Genomic DNA, 18,592 nt, shown 5'->3' on the forward strand with positions numbered 1-18,592 from the left:
TGCTTTAAATTTAGCAGCGGTTCACCAGCTTGCAATATTCGGGTCTTTTTTCAGTCGGGCGCGCCCCATCGACTCGATGCGGCCCTCGCCACTCATTTGTCTACACTCAGTCCCACGCCAGCTCACGGTAATGGGTCCGGCACATGGAGACGTAACTGTCGTTACCGCCAATCTGAACCTGATCGCCACTGCGTACCGGCTTGCCGCCTTCGTCCAGACGAACCACCATATTGGCCTTACGACCGCAGTGGCAGATGGTCTTGAGCTCAACCAGTTTATCGGCCCAGGCCAGCAGGTACTGGGCACCTTCAAACAGCTCCCCCTGGAAATCGGTACGCAGCCCGTAACAGAGCACCGGAATGTCCATTTTATCGACCAGGTAGGTCAGTTGACGGACCTGGCTTTTAGTCAGGAACTGGCACTCATCCACCAACAGACAGTTGACCGCATTGGACTCATTCTCCTGCAGCACCATCTGGATAAGATCATCCTGTTTGCGGTAGATAAGGGCATCGGACGACAGACCGATACGCGAGGTCACTTTTCCCTGGCCATAGCGGTCATCCAGACCCGCGGTCATCACCAGCACCTGCATGCCCCGTTCGCGGTAGTTATACGCCGATTGCAGCAAAGATGTGGATTTTCCAGCATTCATTGCCGAATAATAAAAATAGAGTTGAGCCAAAATTGATCCCCCAGTAAACGCTGAGGCAAGTCTACCGAAAAGCCAGGATCTGAGCCAGAGTGACGCGACAAAAAGTGGCGGCCGCCAACACAAACCGGGCCCCTTGCGGGGCCCGGCTTTCAGGGGATCGGGATTAGCGTCGACACAGCTGTTTCAGCAGCAGTACCACCAGCACCAAACCCAGGGTTGCGGTGGCAAAGCCGGCCATCACCGACCCGGTGAGTCCCAGCACCAGGTAACCGGCCAGCGAAATCAGCGCGGTCAGCACCGCATAGGGCAACTGAGTGGTCACGTGGTCGATGTGGTGACAACCAGCCCCGGTGGATGACAGGATGGTGGTGTCTGAGATCGGCGAACAGTGATCGCCGAATACCGCACCGGCCAGCACCGATGACAGCATCGGCAGCATCAGCGCCAGATCCACCGCTTCCGCCATATTGGCCGCGATGGGCAACATGATGGCAAAGGTGCCCCAACTGGTTCCGGTCGCAAAGGCAGCAAAACCGCTAAGCAGAAACAGCAACGCCGGCAGCCCCCAGGCAGGCAGGTTGCCCTGGGCCAGGGTCGCCATAAACTCACCGGTCTTCATGTCACTGATCACCCCGGCAATGGTCCAGGCAAACAGCAGAATATAGATGGCCGGCAGCATCGACTTAATGCCACTGAGCACCGCTTTGGCCATATAGGCCGCTGGCACACCTTGGCGCAAGCCAAACAGCAGGGTAAATCCAACACCGCCCAGACCAGAGAAGAACAGGGACCACGCCACATCGGTGTTTTCAAACGCTCCGATAATGGAAAATGCTTTACTGTCGGCCGCCAGAACCTGGTTGCCGGAAAACAGCATCAGCGATACCGTCAGCGCAATCAGGAAGCCGATCGGAGCCACCAGGCCAGCCACTCGTCCATTGTCAGCCTCGGGCAGATCCAGCTCTTCTCCGGCCGGTACCCCTTTGGCTTCGTCCCACAACTGGCCATTGCGAGCCCGCGTCTCCGCGTCCGCCATGGCACCGAAATCCAGGCCAAAATAGACCACCGCCAGCAGCAGGGCAAAGGCAAAGATGGCGTAGAAGTTCATCGGAACCATCTGCATAAAAGCGCTCAAATAGCCGATGTCGGTCATACCGTGGGTGGTGAGCAGGCCGCCAATCAGGGCAATGATGTAAGCCCCCCAGGAGGAGATGGGCGAGATTACGCAGATGGGTGCCGACGTCGAATCGATGCAGTAGGCCAGCTTTTCCCGAGACACCTGATAATGGTCGGTTACCGGTCGGGCCACCGATCCCACCACCAGGGTATTGAAGTAGTCATCAATGAAGATCACCACACCCAGCGCCATGGTCATCAACTTGGCATCACGACCGCAACGAATGCGATGGCGAGCCCAATCGGCAAAGGCGCGGGTGGCACCAGAGACCGAAATCATTGCAGTCATAATCCCCAGCAAAACCAGGAAGCCGAGAGTATAGAGATTCCAGCTGTTGAGGGCCCCGTCATCCCAGACCAGGGAGAGGGCCCGGGAGCCGAGCTCAGACGCGCCGTCAGCCACAGAGAAATCCACCAGCATCAGAATGCCAATGGCAATACCTAAACCCAGGGAAAGCAGAACTTTTCGGCTGGCGATTGCCATGCCAATGGCTACCACGGGGGGCAGCAGCGAGAGTGCCGAATCGGCGTAATTAATTAAAGCCATCGTAATGTAATCGTCATTATTAGCGATGGAGGCAACTGACACGGCCAACAGCCGTGGGGGGACTAGCAAAAAGCGAGAGATCCACCTTCCATTCAGTAGCGCTCCATAGTAAATCATCTTCCCAACATCCGGTTGGAATTTACTATGGCAGTGTTACTCCTGTTAAGAGTAACCCCAGCGCGCAGGGATGATGCCCAGCACACTTCGGCATCGACTCCTTTAGGCCGGCGTCGTCGGGTATCAACCTCGACCGGCTTACTGATAGGCGATGCGCCTCTACCTTATCGGTACTCGCATTCAAAGATGCGAAGGCGGCATTCTAACTGCAAGTGCCCCTCACTTGACCAGCAGACGCCGCCACATTGTGAGTTATGTCACAGTTATAGCAGTTCCGTGAGCTTAGGGATAGCGTCAAACAGATCCGCTTCCAGGCCATAATCCGCTACCTGGAAAATCGGCGCATCCGGATCCTTGTTGATCGCCACGATCACCTTGGACTCCTTCATGCCAGCCAGATGCTGAATCGCACCGGAGATGCCTACGGCGATGTACAGTTCGGGTGCCACGATTTTACCGGTTTGTCCCACCTGCAAATCGTTGGCCACGTACCCGGCATCCACCGCCGCACGCGACGCGCCGATGGCGCCGCCCAGCTTGTCTGCCAGGGCTTCTATCAGGGCAAAATTCTCGCCACTGCCGAGACCACGACCACCGGAAATCACCACCCGTGCGGCCCCGAGTTCGGGACGCTCTGACTGCACTAACTCTTCACCGATAAATTGGCTCAGGCGGGTTTCCTTGACGCTGTCCACGGCCTCAACCTCAACCGGCGCCTGGGAAGCTGCCGCATCAAATGCACTGGTTCGAATGGTCGCTACCTTGACGGCATCCAAGCTCTGTACCGTCGCCAGGGCATTACCGGCATAGATGGGCCGAACAAAGGTATCCTCAGACTCGATGGCAATAACATCGGAGTGTTGAGCCACATCCAGCAGCGCCGCCACCCGGGGCAGCGTATCTTTGCCCTTGGCGCTGGCTGCCGCCAGAATGTGGCTGTAGCCTCCAGCCAACTCGACCACCAGATCTGCCATGGATTCAGCCAGTTGATGGGAATAGCACTCATGATCCGCCAGCAACACCTTGGTGACACCGGCCAGTTGCGCCGCCTGCCCGGCGGCCTCAGCAACATCACTGCCCGCCACCAGTACATGAATCTCCTGACCTAGCTGAGTCGCCGCACCCACGACTTTGGCACACTCGGCACCCAGGCCCTGCTTGTCCAGCTCTGCAATAATAAGGATCGCCATTAGACCACCTTCGCTTCATTTTTCAGCTTCTCAACCAGCTCTTCAACCGAGCCCACCATGATGCCGCCACTGCGTTCCGCCGGGGCCGTTACCTTTAATACCCGCTGATGGGCTCCCAACTGCAACTCAAAGTCCGCCACGGAGACGGTTTCCAAAGGCTTACGCTTGGCCTTCATAATATTCGGCAGTGATGCATAACGCGGTTCATTCAGGCGCAAGTCCGCCGACACTACCGCCGGCAGCTTGACACTCAGGGTCTGGATGCCACCGTCAATCTCCCGGGCTACGGTCACCTGGTCGCCCTCGACTTCAATACCGGAGGCAAAGGTTGCCTGCCCCATACCAGTCAGTGCCGCCGTCATCTGAGCCGTCTGGTTGTTGTCTCCGTCGATGGATTGCTTACCAAACAGCACCAGATCCGGCTTTTCCTTTTCGATAATGGCTTTTAATACCTTGGCAACAGAGATGGGCGCCAACTCTTCATCGTGCTCCACCAAAATACCGCGGTCTGCTCCCAGAGCCATGGCAGTACGCAATTGCTCCTGAGCCACTTTAGGACCGATGGACACGGCAATAATCTCATCGGCCTGGCCTTTCTCCTTAAGCCTTACCGCCTCCTCGACGGCGATCTCGCAGAAAGGGTTGATCGCCATCTTCAGGTTAGCCAACTCCACTGCTGACTCATCAGCAGCGACTCTCACCTTGACATAGGGATCGACCACTCGCTTGATCGGAACCAGAATCTTCATAGTACGTCCTTTGTTTAGCGCCAGAATCGACTTTGCATAACATTGCCCCCACTCTAATTACTGTTAACGTAAACGTCAACATTGTAAGGGGGGTTGGTAGAGAGAAAATGAACAGAAGCTGAACCATTGACATCGAATCACATTTTTTTCAATGACACGGAACTCTTGAATAAGGTAAATGTCTGCAAAGTTATCGATATATCATCTTAGTAATGGATAATTAATTGCCTTATTTACGAGACAACTATATTTGCCCATGCTAATCTAAACACTGTTAAATTTGCACACTTGATAATTAGGTTGAATCCACGATGGCTGATTTCTTAGAAATTTTGACTCACGGTCGCCGCTTAAAGGCTCAAGTTAAAGAGCTGGAGCTGGATGAGCTGAAAGACGTAATCGCTAAACTGCAGAAAATTGCAGACGAGCGCGAAGCTGAAGCAGAGGAAGAAATTGCTGCTCAAGCCGAACGCCTGGCTAAAATTGAAGCAATTCGCAAGCAACTTGCAGAAGATGGAATTAGCGTTGATGAGCTAAACGCGCTCGAAAGTGCTTCTCCACGTCGCAAGCGTGCACCACGCCCAGCTAAATACAAGATTGTTGTTGATGGCGAAACCCTGACTTGGACCGGCCAAGGCCGTACTCCAAAAGCCATCAAAGAGAAACTGGATCAAGGTCACTCTCTGGAAGAGTTTCTGATTTAAGATTTAGTTACAAAGTTTCGCAAAACGGCTGCCATTGGCAGCCGTTTTTTTATGCCTGCTTGCCAGGGACGAATTGCAGCCCCATCGACGCAAGGATAATGGATTCGATTCAGGGATAAAAATAAAAGGATTTAGGAATGCCTCTGCCCGCCGTCCGTTTGCGTTGTCGGCTTCTGTTTCAGGTCCTCACCTGCGCCGCCAGTCTGCCAGTAATTGCCGGCCCCACCCAACCCGTCAGCCCTATCGCTGCAGTCACAGGCCACTACCGGGCCTTTACCCATGCCACCCTGATTCCCGCACCAGGCCAGCAACTCGAAGATGCAACCCTGGTGATCAAGGATGGAAAAATTGTTTTTAATCAGAAAGTAACGAGGTTCCAGCAGGCGCCATGGAGATCCATTCCAAAGGAAAAACACCTCCCCAGGCTTTATTGACCCCGATACCGATGTTGGGCAACAGTGGCAGTATTCCCGCTGCCAAGCGTCTGGGCCTCACTATAATGCCGAACAACCCGGTGCCAGAGTAAATAACCGAGCCATCCACGCTGAAATGAACTAGGCAGATCATCTCAACTTTGATCATAAACGCGTTCAGGATTGGCATAATAATGGCTTCACTTCGGTACAAACCGGCAATCTCGATGGCTTATTCCTGCGGTGAGTGCCACGGTATCCCTCATCGACCTTCATTCTGAAAGCAGTATCTATGCCATCGAAGGTGCTCTCCTGATGTCATTTGACAAGGGAAGTTCGGAACAAGAATACCCGAACTCACTCATGGGCAGTATTGCACTTATTCGACAAACCTTAAAAGACGCACAGTGGTATCCACAGTAATCCAAAAATTCGATACCTCAGTTATCGTTAAACCTGAATCAATCCTTTACCAAACTGTTACAGTTTAACAATCAACGAATCATATTTGACCCAGGACAAGGAAACAACGCCTCCCGCGCCCTGAAGCTATTGCAACCCTTTCATCCCTAGCCGGTACTTGTGGACAATGGCTTAGAGTTTGAACGTCTGAAGTCACTAAAACACACTCAGCTTACCCTGCCGTTAACCCTGGCGAGAAAGCCACCTTTGGACGCCTGGCTGGATATTAGTCTTAAACAGCTTCGTCATTGAGAACGCAGCCCTGGTAATCTTGCGACGGTCGCCGCGGCCAATATTCCCTTTGCCATCACCCAGACCGGAATCGACCCGGAAGAGTTTTGGAATCGAATCACCCTGGCGGTGGAGTATGGGTTGCCTAAATCCGCCGCCTTGGCGGCCGTAACGACCTTCGCCGCCCAATATGCCGCCGCCCACGGCCTGGGCGCTGACCGTGCTCTGGAAGCGATCACTCTGACACCGACCAAAATTCTAGGACTGTCGGAGATGGGGGCACTAGATACCGGGTTTAGGGCCAACCAGGTGATCGGCGATGGCGACCTGCTGGACGAGGGCCAGAGCCGGGTCACCACGGTGCTGATCGACGGCCGCCAGATCGATCTGGATAATCGCCATAAACAGCTGTACCAAAAGTACCAGAATAACCCCGCCCACTGAGGGTCCGGGCCACCGGCTCACTCGCCCGGCGGCCCCTTTGTGGTACACTTCGGTCAACTCTATACTCGGATATCTCCCATGTTTTCATTGACCTCGTGGCACCGATGGGCCCTAGTACTGCCGCTGCTCGGCGGCTGCAGCAGCCAGTTCCAGTTTTCATCCAACCTCGACAGCGATGCCGTCGATGAGTACTTCAAACCAGGCAAGGTGCGGGTCTATCAGGGCAATACGCCTCCCGCCGCTCAGCGGGATCTGGGCCTGCTGGAGGCCACCAGCTGTCAGGCCGATGGCAATGCCGTTCCCGCCAGCGAAGCCGATGCCCGTACCCAGTTGCGCAGGCTGGCGGCGGATCAGGGAGCCAACGCCATCTGGATCAGCCAGTGCATCGAGCTCAGTGCCGATAAGCATTGCCAGCACTCCATCGTCTGTTACGCCCGCGCCCTGGTGGTTCATGAAGATTGAGATGACACCGGTGGCCCTGTGCCACTCCCCCTACAAACAGAAGTTTGCCATTCCCCGACAACCCCGGCTGGTGCCGGCGGCCGTGGGGCGCCTGATGCTTCAGGGGGAGTGCAACACCGCCGATGTGCTGCGGGGCATCGAGCAGTTTGATTATCTGTGGCTGATCTTCAGCTTCCATCAAAACCTTCACCAGGGTTGGAAACCGACGGTACGCCCGCCACGCCTTGGCGGCAACGAACGCATGGGCGTGTTTGCCACCCGGGCCACATTCCGCCCTAATGGCCTGGGGATGTCGGCGGTCAAGCTGCGAGGCGTCGGCTGCGATCAGGGCCAACACTATCTGGAGGTAGAGGGCATCGATCTGCTGGACGGCACGCCGATCTATGACATCAAACCCTACGTGCCCTACTCCGATGCCCTCCCCGATGCCTGTGGCGGGTTTGCCCAGCAGGCCCCGGAGCCGATGGCCGTCAGCCTCAGTGACACCGCCCGGCAGCAGATGGACGACGCTGAGCGTCGCCAGCCTGGATTCCGGCAACTGGCGGAGCAGGTATTGGCTCAAGATCCCCGCCCCGGTTATCACAAAGACGACAGCGACCGCGAATACGGCGTACAGCTGCACCAGTTTGACCTGCGCTGGCGGGTGATCAACGGCGTCAATCACATCATTGCGGTGGTGGCGCTGCCCGAGCATGACTGATCGCTACCGCCAGCAGCACAAGCAGCGGCTGAACTGGATGCCCTGGCTTTACTACCGTCTTAAGGAGAAACACCTGCAGTGGGCCCGCCCCTGGCAGCAACAACGGCAGCAGGCGCTAATGGCCGTAGAGACGGTTCGCTTCGGAGCAGACTGCTTTGTGGCGGAGGAGTGTGCCCTGTTTGCCGAACCGGGCCGCGACATCGTCATCGGCGATCGCTGCATGCTGGCCAGCAACAGCTTTCTCCACGGCCCGCTGCAGCTTGGCAATGAGGTTAGCATCAATCATGGGTGCAGCCTCGATGGCGGCCGGGCCGGGATTCGCATCGGCGATCAGACCCGCATCGCCCACGACGTGTCCATCTATGCCTTTAATCACGGCATGGATCTGGATAAACCCCTGTATCAACAAGGCATCAGCTCCAAGGGGGTGGTCATCGGTAAAGATGTCTGGGTCGGCGCCAGGGTGTGCATTGTTGACGGCGTTACCATCGGCGACCACGCCATCATCGGTATGGGCTCGGTGGTCACCAAGGATGTACCGGCCTACGCCAAGGTGGCTGGCAATCCTGCCCGCCTCATCGGCGACCGCCGGGACCCCTGAGCCCCTAAGGCGAAATGACCTTGGGTGTAGGAGTTTAGCCCGCCCCGAAAGGCATCGCGAGTTGCGTTAGCGCCGCCGGTTTGAACCTCCTCTGCTCACCTTGGCTTCACACGCAGGTAAGCGCTGGTGCCAAATCTTCATCAAAGGTCAACACGCCCTACGGCTACCCCAGCATCAGATCCCCATGCTGTTCGTTGTGGTAGGCGATGCGGTTGCGTCCCTGACTCTTGGCTTTGTACAGCGCCTTGTCCGCCAGCTCAAAAAAATGCTCCGGCGTCTGATCCACTTCTGGAACCAGCGTCGCCACACCGATGCTGATGGTGACGTAACTGCCGATGTCGGAGCCCTCATGGGGAATCCCCAGGGCTTCCACCATCGCTCGCAGGCTGTCGGCAAATTTCACCGCCTTGCGGCCGGTTTCCGGTAACACCGCCGCAAACTCCTCGCCGCCATAACGTGCCAGCAGATCCCGCGGTCGATTCAACTGGCTGGCCAGCATACGGGCAATCTTTTTCAGTACCCGATCCCCGGCCAGGTGGCCGTAACGATCGTTATAGGACTTAAACAGATCCACATCGATGACAAACAGGGTAATGGGCTTGCTGGTTCGCCGGGCACTCTCCCACTCCTGACTGAGCCAGGTATCAAACTGGCGGCGGTTGGCCACCTGGGTCAGGCCGTCGGTGAGGCTCTGGCGGGTCAGTTGCTGATTGACCCGGTTCAACTCCTCGGTGCGGGACCGAACCAACTCCTCCACCTCTCGGTTGCGCCGGCGCATCTGCCACATGAACACCCCGGATGCCAGGGCGGCCAGGGCGCCACCGACCCCCACCAGGTAGGGGGTCAGGCTGCGTTTACTGGAGAAGAATGCAGGATTGGCCAGGGCTTCCAGTCGCCACTCGCGTCCGGCCAGGTCGGCGTAGACAAATCGCTTGCTGCGCTCGCCAATCACCGAAGGGTGAGGCTCGGCACCCAGCAGCAAGATGCTGGTATCGCCGCTGTCGTCCCAGATCTGATACTCGAGGTTGGCCCGGTGACCATCGAGCACCAGGTCATGGAGCATCTCCTCCACCTGAAACACCCCCAGCAGGTAGCCCTTCAATAACTTTTCCCGGCTGGTCATCGTCAGCGGCAGACTGTGGTAAATCGGCACCACCGCCATCACCACCTTCCCCAACTCGGAATCCAGGTTCATGGCCGTTAATGATGGATTGGCGCTGTTCATCGCCTGATCGAGGGCTGCGGTCACCTCGGGCTGGCGGGACATGTCCATGCCGAAGCGACTCTCATTGCCGGTAAAAGGGCGCACGAAATAGACTGGGTAATAGCGATCTCTTTGGCCGGCGGCTACCGGTTGCCCCTGCACCTTGTCGGTAAAGGTAAAGGCCGGGTAACGATCCTGCATCGCCGCCTCGAAGGCGCCGCGCTCGCTCGCTTTCACCCGGGGAAGCCACTCCAGAGCCTTGATCTCACGATGGCGGGCCAGGATGCCGTCGGCCACCATGGCAAACTCCTGCTCGGTGACCTCATCGGAGCCCTGGTACAGGGTCGACAGGTGGTTCATCACCGACAGCGACGAATCGATGCGCCATTTGATCAGCCGCGCCTGGTTGGTGGCAAAATAGTCAAAGTCGCGCTCCAGGGATTGCTGCTCGGTCTGATACAGCTTAAACGCCAGCCAGGAGGTCGACAGCACCCCAACCAGCACCACCGCCACGATGTCCCACCGCCCTTTGCTCATCCGTCCTCGCACCGCCACTGAAAGTTGTTAACAATTATTCCATATAAAACAAATGATCATAAGCTTAGATTCGCCAATATCATGGAATCACCCGTCAGTATAAGGTGGTCGCGACGATGACAGAGACGAAAATAACCGGATAATCTGCCGCAACCACGCCGTGCCATTAGACTTGCGCCACAGGCCTGATAGAATATTGGCTTCATTTTTTTGCACGGATTTTATTGATGAGAACCAGCCGTTACCTGGTCTCCACTCTCAGAGAGACCCCATCAGACGCCGAGATCATCAGCCACCAGCTGATGCTGCGCGCCGGTATGATTCGCAAACTGGCTTCCGGACTGTACACCTGGTTGCCCACTGGACTGAAGGTCCTGAAGAAAGTGGAGAACATCGTCCGCGAAGAGATGAATCGCGCCGGTGCGGTAGAAACCCTGATGCCAATGGTTCAACCTGCGGATCTGTGGCAGGAAACCGGCCGCTGGGACGACATGGGACCGGAACTGTTGCGCATCAAAGACCGTCATCACCGTGACTTCGTACTGGGCCCGACCCACGAAGAGGTGATCACCGACATCGTTCGCAATGAGGTGAAATCCTATAAGCAGTTGCCCCTGAACCTGTATCAGATTCAGACCAAATTCCGTGACGAAGTCCGCCCCCGCTTCGGGGTGATGCGCTCCCGGGAGTTCCTGATGAAAGACGCCTACTCTTTCCATCTGGATCAGGCCACCATGGACGACACCTATCACGCCATGCACAAGGCCTACTGCAACATCCTGGAACGCATGGGGCTGGAGTTCCGCCCGGTACTGGCGGACACCGGCGCCATCGGTGGCGCCCTGAGCCACGAGTTTCAGGTACTGGCTTCCAGCGGCGAAGATGCCGTGGTGTTCTCCACCGGCAGTGACTACGCCGCCAACATCGAAAAAGCGGAAGCACTGGCTCTGGGCGAGCGCGGTGACGCCGGTGCCGAGATGACCCTGGTAGACACCCCGAACGCCAAAACCATCGACCAGCTGGTGGAGCAGTTTGATCTGGCCATCGACAAAACCGTCAAGACCCTGATCGTTCACGCCAGCGACAGCTGCGATCACGATCTGGTGGCACTGATGGTACGTGGCGATCACGAACTCAATGAAGTGAAAGCGGAAAAGCTGGCCGAAGTGGCCACCCCGCTTCAGTTTGCCAGCGAAGAGGAGATTCGCAATGCCATCGGTGCCGGGCCAGGCTCCCTGGGCCCCGTTGGCCTCAAGCTGCCACTGATTGTTGATCGCTCCGTAGCCACCCTGAATGACTTCGGCGCCGGTGCCAACATCGACGACAAGCACCATTTCAACATCAACTGGGAGCGGGACGTGGCCCTGCCCCGGGTTGAGGATCTGCGTAACGTGGTGGAAGGCGACGCCAGTCCATGCGGTCAAGGGACGCTGAAGATTGCCCGAGGCATCGAAGTGGGTCACATCTTCCAGCTGGGCACCAAGTACTCCGAATCCATGAAGGCCACCGTGCTGGATGAAAACGGCAAGGCCCAGCCGCTGATCATGGGCTGTTATGGTGTCGGTGTCTCCCGTATCGTAGCGGCGGCCATCGAGCAGAACCACGACGAACGAGGCATCATCTGGCCGGCGGCCATTGCGCCATTCCAGGTGGTGATTGTGCCGATGAACATGCACAAATCCCATCGGGTTCAGGAAGCCGCCGCCAAGGTCTATGATGAGCTGCAGGCGGCCGGTGTGGACGTGCTGTTTGATGACCGTAAAGAACGTCCAGGCGTGATGTTTGCCGACGCCGAACTGATGGGCATCCCCTACAGCATCGTTATCGGCGAGCGTGGCATCGATGCCGGCTGTTTCGAGCTGAAAGTGCGTGCCGACGGCAGCAAGGAGGAGGTCGCCATCGACGGCATCGTCGACGCCCTCAACCGCAAGCTGAACGGTTAAACTCGGCAGTACCGCAGCAAAAAGGGTTGGCCATGGCCAACCCTTTTTTTATCCCGGTTCGTATCGATTCGTCGAAACGCCGTTACGTCGGCGCCCGCACGGCGCGGCCCACCCCGTCTATCAGTTCATCAAGCACGACATCCAGATCCACCCCCTGCATACACTGGCGAGGGCTGCAGATCAGCCGAATCAAACCGTCATGCATGGCATTAAACAGCAGGAACGCGGTGCTGACCGACATGCCCGGGTACAACTTACCCCGATCGTACGCCATCTGCAGCGCCTGCTGCATGTGGCAGTCCTCCTGGCTGTGTAGCTCATCCAATTTTCCGCTGAGCTCCGGCACCATCTCCGCCTGCCGATACAACATCATCACCTGACGCATATTGGACTCTCGGGTCAACTCATGCCAAAAGGAGCGACTGGCCTTAAGCAGGCACTCCAACGGATCCACACCCTCATCGGCCATGCTGCGCCATAACCGCTCCATTTCCGGGGAGATGGAGCGTTCAAACAATGCGTGTAGCATCGCCGCCTTGTCCTCAAAGTGCCAATAGATGGCGCCGCGTGTCATACCACAGGCGGACGCGATCTGCGCCAGCGTGGTCTTCGCGACCCCGTTCTCGCTAAACAGCTTAAGCGCCGCATCCAGCAACAGCTGGCGGGTCTTTTCGGCTTCGGCTTTGGTCTTTCTGGCCATTGGATTTCCAGGGTTAATGCCTGTCGCTCGCCAGACAATCTGACAACCAGGCTAATAGAAATATCACTCCCGCCCCGATGATCAGGTAGCTGACGGGATTGTACGCGACGAACGCTGTCATGGTGATTACTCAATTACATGCAAGGATGTTTGTATAGTCGAACATTATACATACAGCCAAGTTTGTATCAAGCCGATTCGACGCTGAACTATACTTATCTCGTTGCGCCATCATATTAATCCCATTGCCTTTATCAGCTAATAAACGGCGACGATGATGGTATGGGGCGCTCGCCGACAACATGGGCCGAGTCACAGGGACGATACACGATCACAATGAACTCCAAACCGGATCATGGCCAGTGGGCCTTGCAACTCAGTGGCGGCGGTGGACGTGCAGCCTATCAGATAGGGGTACTCAAGGCGATAGCCAACTTCTACCCCCGCAACCATGGCCTGCCGTTTCCGATTCTGTGCGGCACCTCCGCCGGGGCCATCAACGCCACGACTCTGGCCTGCTACGCCGGGGCTTTTCATAAAGGGGTGCGCAAGCTCGAGTGGATCTGGCGCAACTTCACCAGCAGCAAGGTCTACCACGCCCAACTGTGGCCGTTGGGCCGCTATCTGCTGCACCAGGTGCTGCACCGAAAAGACCCTCAGCAGCCGCCGAGCCTGCTCAATAACGCCCCATTGCAGACACTTCTTGAGCAAGTGCTGCCGCTGGAAAAGATAGACCGCCATATTGATGCCGGCCGCCTCAAGGCGTTAACCGTGGCCGCCTCCAGCTATCATCACCCCTGTTGCGTCAACTTCTTTCAGGGGCAGCCCAACCTGGCTCCGTGGCAACGATTCCGGCGCCGGGGGGTTGCCGCCAGCATCGGCATTCACCACCTGATGGCCTCGGCGGCGATTCCGCTGGTGTTTCCCTCCGTCGCCATCGACGGCGAACATTACGGCGACGGTGCCGTGCACCAACTGTCACCGCTGAGTGCCCCGATTCACCTGGGAGCGGATCGTATCTTTATCATCAACCTCGAGAGTCCGGGCAACCCCGCTCCCCAGCACAATCCGCCCAACAGCGGTTTGATTACCGGCCACCTATTGGATGCGGTGTTCTCCGACGCCCTCAACTCGGACCTGGAGCGCATCGCCCGCATCAACGCCTCGTTGGCGCTGATCCCACCGGAACGGAGGGTGATGCAGCCACTGAAAACCGTCGAAACCATGACCATTAAGCCATCAAAGAACCTGGATGCCATCGCCCTGCGTCACTACGGGTCACTGCCCCGGGGCGTGCGGTCGTTGTTGAAGGTGATTGGGGTGGACGATCAGAGTGAGTCCAGCCTGCTGAGCTATCTGATGTTTGAAGCGGGGTATTGTCAGGAGTTGATCGAATTGGGCTTTAACGATGCCAACGACAAGCAGCGGCAGCTGAAGCTGTTTTTCGATCTCGATGATCACGGCCCTTCCAGCAGGGCCCGCTCCGCCAGCTCAACCTGATGAGGGGTACCCAGCAGCAGCAGGGTGTCACCGTGGGCCAACCGGGTGGTGGGCACGAAGGAGAGCGCTTCACCGTCTCGCTTAATGCCGTCTAGCTTGACCCGCCAATGATTCAGCGGCAGCTCCACCACAAAGTGCCCCACCGCCCAGGCATTGGGGCTGAGGGTCACTGCATGCAGCAGTTCCCGCCCCGGGGTCAGATCCTCCCCCCCAAAGAAGCCATGCAGGATTCGGTAGCGATCCCGCCGCTCTCGCTCAATGCGCAGTAAAATTCTCGGCAGCGGCACCCCCAGCTGATACAGCACCTGACTGACCAGCATCAGGCTGCCCTCCAGGCTCTCCGGAATCACCTGATCCGCCCCAGCCAGCTCCAGCGCCTCCAGGGTGGAGTCGTCCCGGGTTCGCACCAGGGTGCGGATAGAAGGCGCCAACCCCTTGATGCAGTCCAGCAGATTGAAAATGTCACGACGATTATCAAAGGTCACCACCACCAGTCTGGCGTGGGGCAGGCCGACGTCTTTGAGAATCGCCTGGCGGCGGCCGTCACCAAACACCACCGGCTCTCCCCCTGTCCGGGCTTCCCGTACCCGAATCGGATCCAGATCCACCGCCACAAAGGGCATCTTTTCCCGTTTTAAAAACCGGGCAATGGTCTGCCCAACCCGGCCATAGCCCAGCAGCACCACGTGATCGCGGGTCACCAGCTCCGGCTGCGGCGGCTCGTCTCCCCGCCACTGCTCCCGTTGGCCCAGCACCTGCTTGGCCAGCTCCAGGCAGCGATCCACCAGAGTCGGGGTCAATGCCATGGAGAAGATGCCGGTCATCACCAGCAGGTTGGCCAGATCCCGCTCCAGCACCTGCCACTTCACCGCCAGGGCAATCAGCACGAAGCTGAACTCTCCCACCTGGGCCAGGCAGATGCCGGTGGCCAGAGCGTCTTTCGCCTTCTCTCCGGATAGGCCGGCCAGGGCCCAGATGATGGCGGCTTTGGACAGCATTACCGTCAACACCAACGCCAATAACAGCGGCAGCTGGGCCCACAGCAGCGACAGATCCAGCAACATTCCCACCGACACAAAGAACAGCCCCATCAGCAGATCCCGAAACGGCCGAATGTCCGCCTCCAGCTGCTGACGATACTGGCTCTCCCCCAGCAGCATGCCCGCCAGAAAGGCCCCCAGGGTCATGGACAGCCCCAATGACAGGGTCACAAATCCGGTGGCCAGGGCCACCGCCAGGGTAGTCAGTACAAACAGCTCATCGGAACGGGAACGGGCCACCTCATCAAAAATCTTCGGCAGCAGGAAGCCTCCCAGCCCCAGCAGCATCACGAAGGCGCCAGCGCCCTTCAGCAGGGCCCAGGACAGCTCCATCGCCAGCACCGCGCCGCTGCTGTCGGAGCCGAGCAGCGGAATGACGATCAACAGGGGGATCACCGCCAGATCCTGGAACAGCAGAATGCTGACCGACAGCTCACCATGGCGACGGTTAATCCAGCCGCGCTCATCCAGCTGCTTCAGGACGATGGCGGTGGAGGAGAGGGCAATGGCGCCGCCACAGACGAAGGCGGCCCGCACGTCCAGGCCCAGTAGCCAGGACAGCAACGAGGTACACAGCAGGGTAATCAGCACCTGAGCACTGCCCAGGCCAAACACGCGGGCCCGCATAGCCCACAATCGCGGCAGGGAAAACTCCAGCCCCAGGGAGAACATCAGGAACACGATGCCGATCTCCGCCACCAGCGCGATTTGGCCGCTCTCCAGCCAGTTAAAGCCCTGGCTGCCCGCCAGACCTCCGGTCACCAACCAGGCCAGGATGACCGGCAGACGCAGGCGCCGGGTCACCACCAGTGAGCCGATGGCCACCAGCGCCAGTAACAGAATGGGGATCAGAGAACCGTGTTCCATTGGCAGTGCGTTTCCTCCTGAAAGCGTACTCGTATCGATTGCGGAGCTGCGACCGCTCAGTCTTGTCGAACCGGCAGCAACCCTTCGCCAGCGGATACCAGAGCATCGCGCTCCAGCCAGTAACCCAGTGCCGCGACCAACTGCTCACCAAAGAACAGCATCGGGATGCGGCCGCGTACCCAGGGCGGTACACCCAGCTCCTGCCACACCTTTTTCAGCGGGCGCGAGCCGCTGCGCAGGTGAGGGCGGACTCTCAGGGTTCCCAGCAGGTCGTAGCGAATGGTGACCGCTTCCCCCGCTTTCGGTAGCCGCAAACGTTCGCCGCTGCAGGCCGCCTCCAGGCACCAGTGTTCACCATTGGACATCTGCTGCCGGACCCGGGGGATCATCATCTCGGTTTGCAGCTGTGGCCCCTCATCCTCGGCCACCAGGTACACGCCGTCACGGTAGCGACGCAGCCAGTGCAGCCCCACCTTCAGCTGCGGCTGCGCATCCTCGCGGGCCAGCCAGAACTGGGCGATCTGTTGCAGTTGCACCTGGGAAGGCATTACCAGGTTATGCCGTCGTAACCAATACCTTACCAGATTGTTGCGCCGCGGCGCAGACAAAAGACTCAGGCCCTCGATCGCCAGCCCGTCCGCCGCCAGACTGAGCCGGCTCAGATCCTCGGCGGCCATCTCATCGCACAGGCTCTGCTGTTCACCGCAGAGCTGGGCGCTGCGGGCTACCGCGTTGTTGAACCCGGGCCAGCGTTCGGTCAGCAGAGGCAGGATTCGGTGGCGCAAGAAATTGCGATCGAAACGCACATCGGTGTTGCTGTCGTCCTCGATGTGCACCAACCCCAGCTCCTGGGCCGCCAGCTCCACCTCGGCGCGACTGTGCCCGAGCAGGGGCCGCAGCAAGGTGGCACCGGCGAACGGCTGGCTGGGCAGCATGCCTGCCAGACCCAGCGGGCCACTGCCCCGCTTCAGGGCCAGCAGCAGCGTCTCGGCCTGATCGTCCTTGTGCTGGGCCGTGAGCAGCAGGTCACCGGGCTGCAGCAGACTGTCCAGGGCTTGATAGCGGGCGCTGCGGGCTGCGGCTTCCAGGCTGATGCGACGGCCCTGCTCCACCGTCACCCTGGCCACCGTCAGCGGCAGGCCATACAACTCAGCTCGGCGCTGGCAGTGCTCGGCCCAGGCATCGGCGTGGTCAGAGAGGCCATGGTGTACGTGAATCAGCAGAAAAGGGCGGGCAGGAAATTGCGGCCTCAGACGGGCCAGGATACTGGCAAGCAGTTCAGAATCAATGCCGCCGCTGTAGGCGAGTACCACGCGGCGGGCATTGTCCAGCTGGGCCGACAGGGCGGCCCTGACACTGGATTCAAGCTGGTTTAACGACAATAACCGTACTCCATCAACCGGTCGTAACGTTGTTCCAGCAGAGTATCCACATCCAGAGTATTCAACAAGTTCAAATCAGTAAGAATTTGATCTTTCAGATTACGGGCCATGCCGTCGATGTCACGGTGAGCACCGCCCTTAGGCTCCGGCACCACCTTGTCCACCAGTTCCAGCTCATGCAAACGCTCGGCGGTGATGCCCATGGCTTCCGCCGCTTTCGGCGCTTCGGCGGCGTCTTTCCACAAAATGGAGGCACAACCCTCGGGCGAGATCACCGAGTAGGTGGAGTACTGCAGCATGTTAACCCGGTCGCCGACGCCGATGGCCAGCGCGCCACCGGAGCCCCCCTCACCCACCACGGTGCAGATCACCGGCACCTTGAGGCCGGCCATCACTTTCAGGTTGCGAGCGATGGCTTCACTCTGGCCGCGCTCCTCGGCGCCCACTCCCGGGTAAGCCCCCGGAGTATCGATGAAGGTGATGATCGGCATCTTGAAGCGCTCGGCCATCTCCATCAGGCGCAGCGCCTTGCGGTACCCTTCCGGGCGGGGCATACCGAAGTTACGCCGCACCTTCTCTTTGGTATCCCGGCCTTTCTGGTGGCCAATCACCATTACCGGCATACCGTCGAGACGGGCGGTGCCGCCGATGATGGCCGGATCGTCGGCGTAGGCGCGGTCACCGCACAACTCATCAAACTCGGTGAAGATGCGATCGATGTAATCCTGGGTATAGGGGCGCTGCGGATGGCGAGCCATCTGTGCCACCTGCCAGGCACCAAGGTCGGAGAACACCTTGGTAATCAGGTTTTCACGCTTCTCTTCCAGTTGCTGAATCTCATCTTGCAGATCCATATCCAGCTGGCTGTTGCGGCTGACGTTCTTCAGCTCGTCGATCTTTGCCTGTAGCTCGGCTATCGGCTGTTCAAAATCCAAAAAATCCAGGCTCATAGTCTGATCACCTAAAGG

General features: G+C 58.3%; 17 protein-coding genes and 1 riboswitch. Of the genes, 8 read left to right on the top strand and 9 right to left on the bottom strand.

Features of this window, described 5'->3' with window-relative positions:
• Positions 1-106: 106 nt before the first annotated feature.
• The 4 genes from BLT77_RS02655 to BLT77_RS02670 all read right to left on the bottom strand — a co-directional run bounded on the left by BLT77_RS02655 (position 107) and on the right by BLT77_RS02670 (position 4,434).
• Entirely contained in the window at positions 107-685 is a 579-nt protein-coding gene (locus BLT77_RS02655; protein ID WP_090361596.1) for a thymidine kinase, read from the bottom strand.
• Positions 686-818: 133 nt separating this feature from the next.
• On the bottom strand, positions 819-2,378 hold the full coding sequence (locus BLT77_RS02660) for a Na+/H+ antiporter NhaC family protein (RefSeq protein WP_090361598.1): 1,560 nt from the start codon (positions 2,376-2,378) through the stop codon (positions 819-821).
• Positions 2,379-2,466: 88 nt separating this feature from the next.
• Positions 2,467-2,665, bottom strand: a riboswitch (Lysine riboswitch).
• A gap of 93 nt (positions 2,666-2,758) precedes the next feature.
• A complete protein-coding gene (locus tag BLT77_RS02665; RefSeq protein ID WP_090361601.1) occupies positions 2,759-3,685 on the bottom strand; it encodes an electron transfer flavoprotein subunit alpha/FixB family protein in 927 nt (308 codons plus the stop codon).
• Positions 3,685-4,434 carry an electron transfer flavoprotein subunit beta/FixA family protein gene (locus tag BLT77_RS02670; protein ID WP_090361603.1) on the bottom strand — a complete coding sequence of 250 codons (750 nt, stop codon included), beginning with the start codon at positions 4,432-4,434 and terminating at the stop codon, positions 3,685-3,687. Before BLT77_RS02670 ends, BLT77_RS02665 begins: the two co-directional genes overlap by 1 nt.
• 311 nt (positions 4,435-4,745) lie before the next feature.
• Between BLT77_RS02670 and BLT77_RS02675 the strand changes: the two genes are divergently transcribed.
• From BLT77_RS02675 to BLT77_RS02700, 6 genes are all read left to right on the top strand, one after another.
• Positions 4,746-5,138: an H-NS histone family protein gene (locus tag BLT77_RS02675; RefSeq protein ID WP_028112049.1), complete on the top strand. Its 393-nt coding sequence runs from the start codon at positions 4,746-4,748 to the stop codon at positions 5,136-5,138.
• Positions 5,139-5,275: 137 nt separating this feature from the next.
• The gene (locus BLT77_RS02680) at positions 5,276-5,572 is read left to right on the top strand and encodes a hypothetical protein (RefSeq protein WP_090361605.1); all 297 of its coding nucleotides are present in this window, start codon (positions 5,276-5,278) and stop codon (positions 5,570-5,572) included.
• An 813-nt stretch (positions 5,573-6,385) separates the two neighbouring features.
• Entirely contained in the window at positions 6,386-6,688 is a 303-nt protein-coding gene (locus BLT77_RS02685; protein WP_090361608.1) for an amidohydrolase family protein, read from the top strand.
• A 78-nt stretch (positions 6,689-6,766) separates the two neighbouring features.
• Complete coding sequence (gene rcsF / locus BLT77_RS02690) at positions 6,767-7,150, top strand: Rcs stress response system protein RcsF (RefSeq protein ID WP_090361611.1); 384 nt, start codon at positions 6,767-6,769, stop codon at positions 7,148-7,150.
• Positions 7,140-7,850 (top strand): tRNA (N6-threonylcarbamoyladenosine(37)-N6)-methyltransferase TrmO, encoded by a 711-nt coding sequence (gene tsaA, locus BLT77_RS02695; protein ID WP_090361614.1) that lies wholly within the window; start codon positions 7,140-7,142, stop codon positions 7,848-7,850. Before rcsF ends, tsaA begins: the two co-directional genes overlap by 11 nt.
• Entirely contained in the window at positions 7,843-8,451 is a 609-nt protein-coding gene (locus BLT77_RS02700; protein ID WP_090361617.1) for an acyltransferase, read from the top strand. The genes tsaA and BLT77_RS02700 overlap by 8 nt, the downstream gene beginning before the upstream one ends.
• 163 nt (positions 8,452-8,614) lie before the next feature.
• Here BLT77_RS02700 and BLT77_RS02705 read toward each other — a convergent pair whose 3' ends face one another.
• The gene (locus tag BLT77_RS02705) at positions 8,615-10,192 is read right to left on the bottom strand and encodes a CHASE domain-containing protein (protein ID WP_090361620.1); all 1,578 of its coding nucleotides are present in this window, start codon (positions 10,190-10,192) and stop codon (positions 8,615-8,617) included.
• 227 nt (positions 10,193-10,419) lie between these two features.
• Here BLT77_RS02705 and BLT77_RS02710 point away from each other — a divergent pair, with 227 nt between their 5' ends.
• The gene (locus tag BLT77_RS02710) at positions 10,420-12,135 is read left to right on the top strand and encodes a proline--tRNA ligase (protein WP_090361624.1); all 1,716 of its coding nucleotides are present in this window, start codon (positions 10,420-10,422) and stop codon (positions 12,133-12,135) included.
• An 82-nt stretch (positions 12,136-12,217) separates the two neighbouring features.
• On the opposite strand, the gene BLT77_RS02715 is transcribed toward BLT77_RS02710, so the two are convergent.
• A complete protein-coding gene (locus tag BLT77_RS02715) occupies positions 12,218-12,835 on the bottom strand; it encodes a TetR family transcriptional regulator (protein ID WP_090361627.1) in 618 nt (205 codons plus the stop codon).
• A gap of 336 nt (positions 12,836-13,171) precedes the next feature.
• Between BLT77_RS02715 and BLT77_RS02720 the strand changes: the two genes are divergently transcribed.
• Entirely contained in the window at positions 13,172-14,335 is a 1,164-nt protein-coding gene (locus tag BLT77_RS02720) for a patatin-like phospholipase family protein (protein ID WP_090361630.1), read from the top strand.
• Here the strand turns inward: BLT77_RS02720 and BLT77_RS02725 are convergent.
• The 3 genes from BLT77_RS02725 to accA are packed head-to-tail and all read right to left on the bottom strand — an operon-like array spanning position 14,293 to position 18,574.
• Entirely contained in the window at positions 14,293-16,242 is a 1,950-nt protein-coding gene (locus BLT77_RS02725; RefSeq protein WP_090361632.1) for a monovalent cation:proton antiporter family protein, read from the bottom strand. The two genes, BLT77_RS02720 and BLT77_RS02725, sit on opposite strands and share 43 nt — an antisense overlap.
• 56 nt (positions 16,243-16,298) lie before the next feature.
• The gene (tilS, locus tag BLT77_RS02730) at positions 16,299-17,624 is read right to left on the bottom strand and encodes a tRNA lysidine(34) synthetase TilS (RefSeq protein WP_090361634.1); all 1,326 of its coding nucleotides are present in this window, start codon (positions 17,622-17,624) and stop codon (positions 16,299-16,301) included.
• A complete protein-coding gene (accA, locus tag BLT77_RS02735; RefSeq protein ID WP_090361637.1) occupies positions 17,615-18,574 on the bottom strand; it encodes an acetyl-CoA carboxylase carboxyl transferase subunit alpha in 960 nt (319 codons plus the stop codon). The genes tilS and accA overlap by 10 nt, the downstream gene beginning before the upstream one ends.
• Between the last annotated feature and the right edge of the window lie 18 nt (positions 18,575-18,592).

The sequence above is a fragment of the Ferrimonas sediminum genome (genome assembly GCF_900100175.1).
Classification (GTDB): domain Bacteria; phylum Pseudomonadota; class Gammaproteobacteria; order Enterobacterales; family Shewanellaceae; genus Ferrimonas; species Ferrimonas sediminum.

Bases quoted from the DNA above. Each gene is read 5' to 3' on its own strand.
- BLT77_RS02660 (WP_090361598.1), bottom strand. From the start codon at position 2,378: ATGGCTTTAATTAATTACGCCGATTCGGCACTCTCGCTGCTGCCCCCC.
- BLT77_RS02665 (WP_090361601.1), bottom strand. From the start codon at position 3,685: ATGGCGATCCTTATTATTGCAGAGCTGGACAAGCAGGGCCTGGGTGCC.
- BLT77_RS02670 (WP_090361603.1), bottom strand. From the start codon at position 4,434: ATGAAGATTCTGGTTCCGATCAAGCGAGTGGTCGATCCCTATGTCAAG.
- BLT77_RS02675 (WP_028112049.1), top strand. From the start codon at position 4,746: ATGGCTGATTTCTTAGAAATTTTGACTCACGGTCGCCGCTTAAAGGCT.
- BLT77_RS02680 (WP_090361605.1), top strand. From the start codon at position 5,276: ATGCCTCTGCCCGCCGTCCGTTTGCGTTGTCGGCTTCTGTTTCAGGTC.
- rcsF (WP_090361611.1), top strand. From the start codon at position 6,767: ATGTTTTCATTGACCTCGTGGCACCGATGGGCCCTAGTACTGCCGCTG.
- tsaA (WP_090361614.1), top strand. From the start codon at position 7,140: ATGAAGATTGAGATGACACCGGTGGCCCTGTGCCACTCCCCCTACAAA.
- BLT77_RS02700 (WP_090361617.1), top strand. From the start codon at position 7,843: ATGACTGATCGCTACCGCCAGCAGCACAAGCAGCGGCTGAACTGGATG.
- BLT77_RS02705 (WP_090361620.1), bottom strand. From the start codon at position 10,192: ATGAGCAAAGGGCGGTGGGACATCGTGGCGGTGGTGCTGGTTGGGGTG.
- BLT77_RS02710 (WP_090361624.1), top strand. From the start codon at position 10,420: ATGAGAACCAGCCGTTACCTGGTCTCCACTCTCAGAGAGACCCCATCA.
- BLT77_RS02715 (WP_090361627.1), bottom strand. From the start codon at position 12,835: ATGGCCAGAAAGACCAAAGCCGAAGCCGAAAAGACCCGCCAGCTGTTG.
- BLT77_RS02720 (WP_090361630.1), top strand. From the start codon at position 13,172: ATGAACTCCAAACCGGATCATGGCCAGTGGGCCTTGCAACTCAGTGGC.
- BLT77_RS02725 (WP_090361632.1), bottom strand. From the start codon at position 16,242: ATGGAACACGGTTCTCTGATCCCCATTCTGTTACTGGCGCTGGTGGCC.
- accA (WP_090361637.1), bottom strand. From the start codon at position 18,574: ATGAGCCTGGATTTTTTGGATTTTGAACAGCCGATAGCCGAGCTACAG.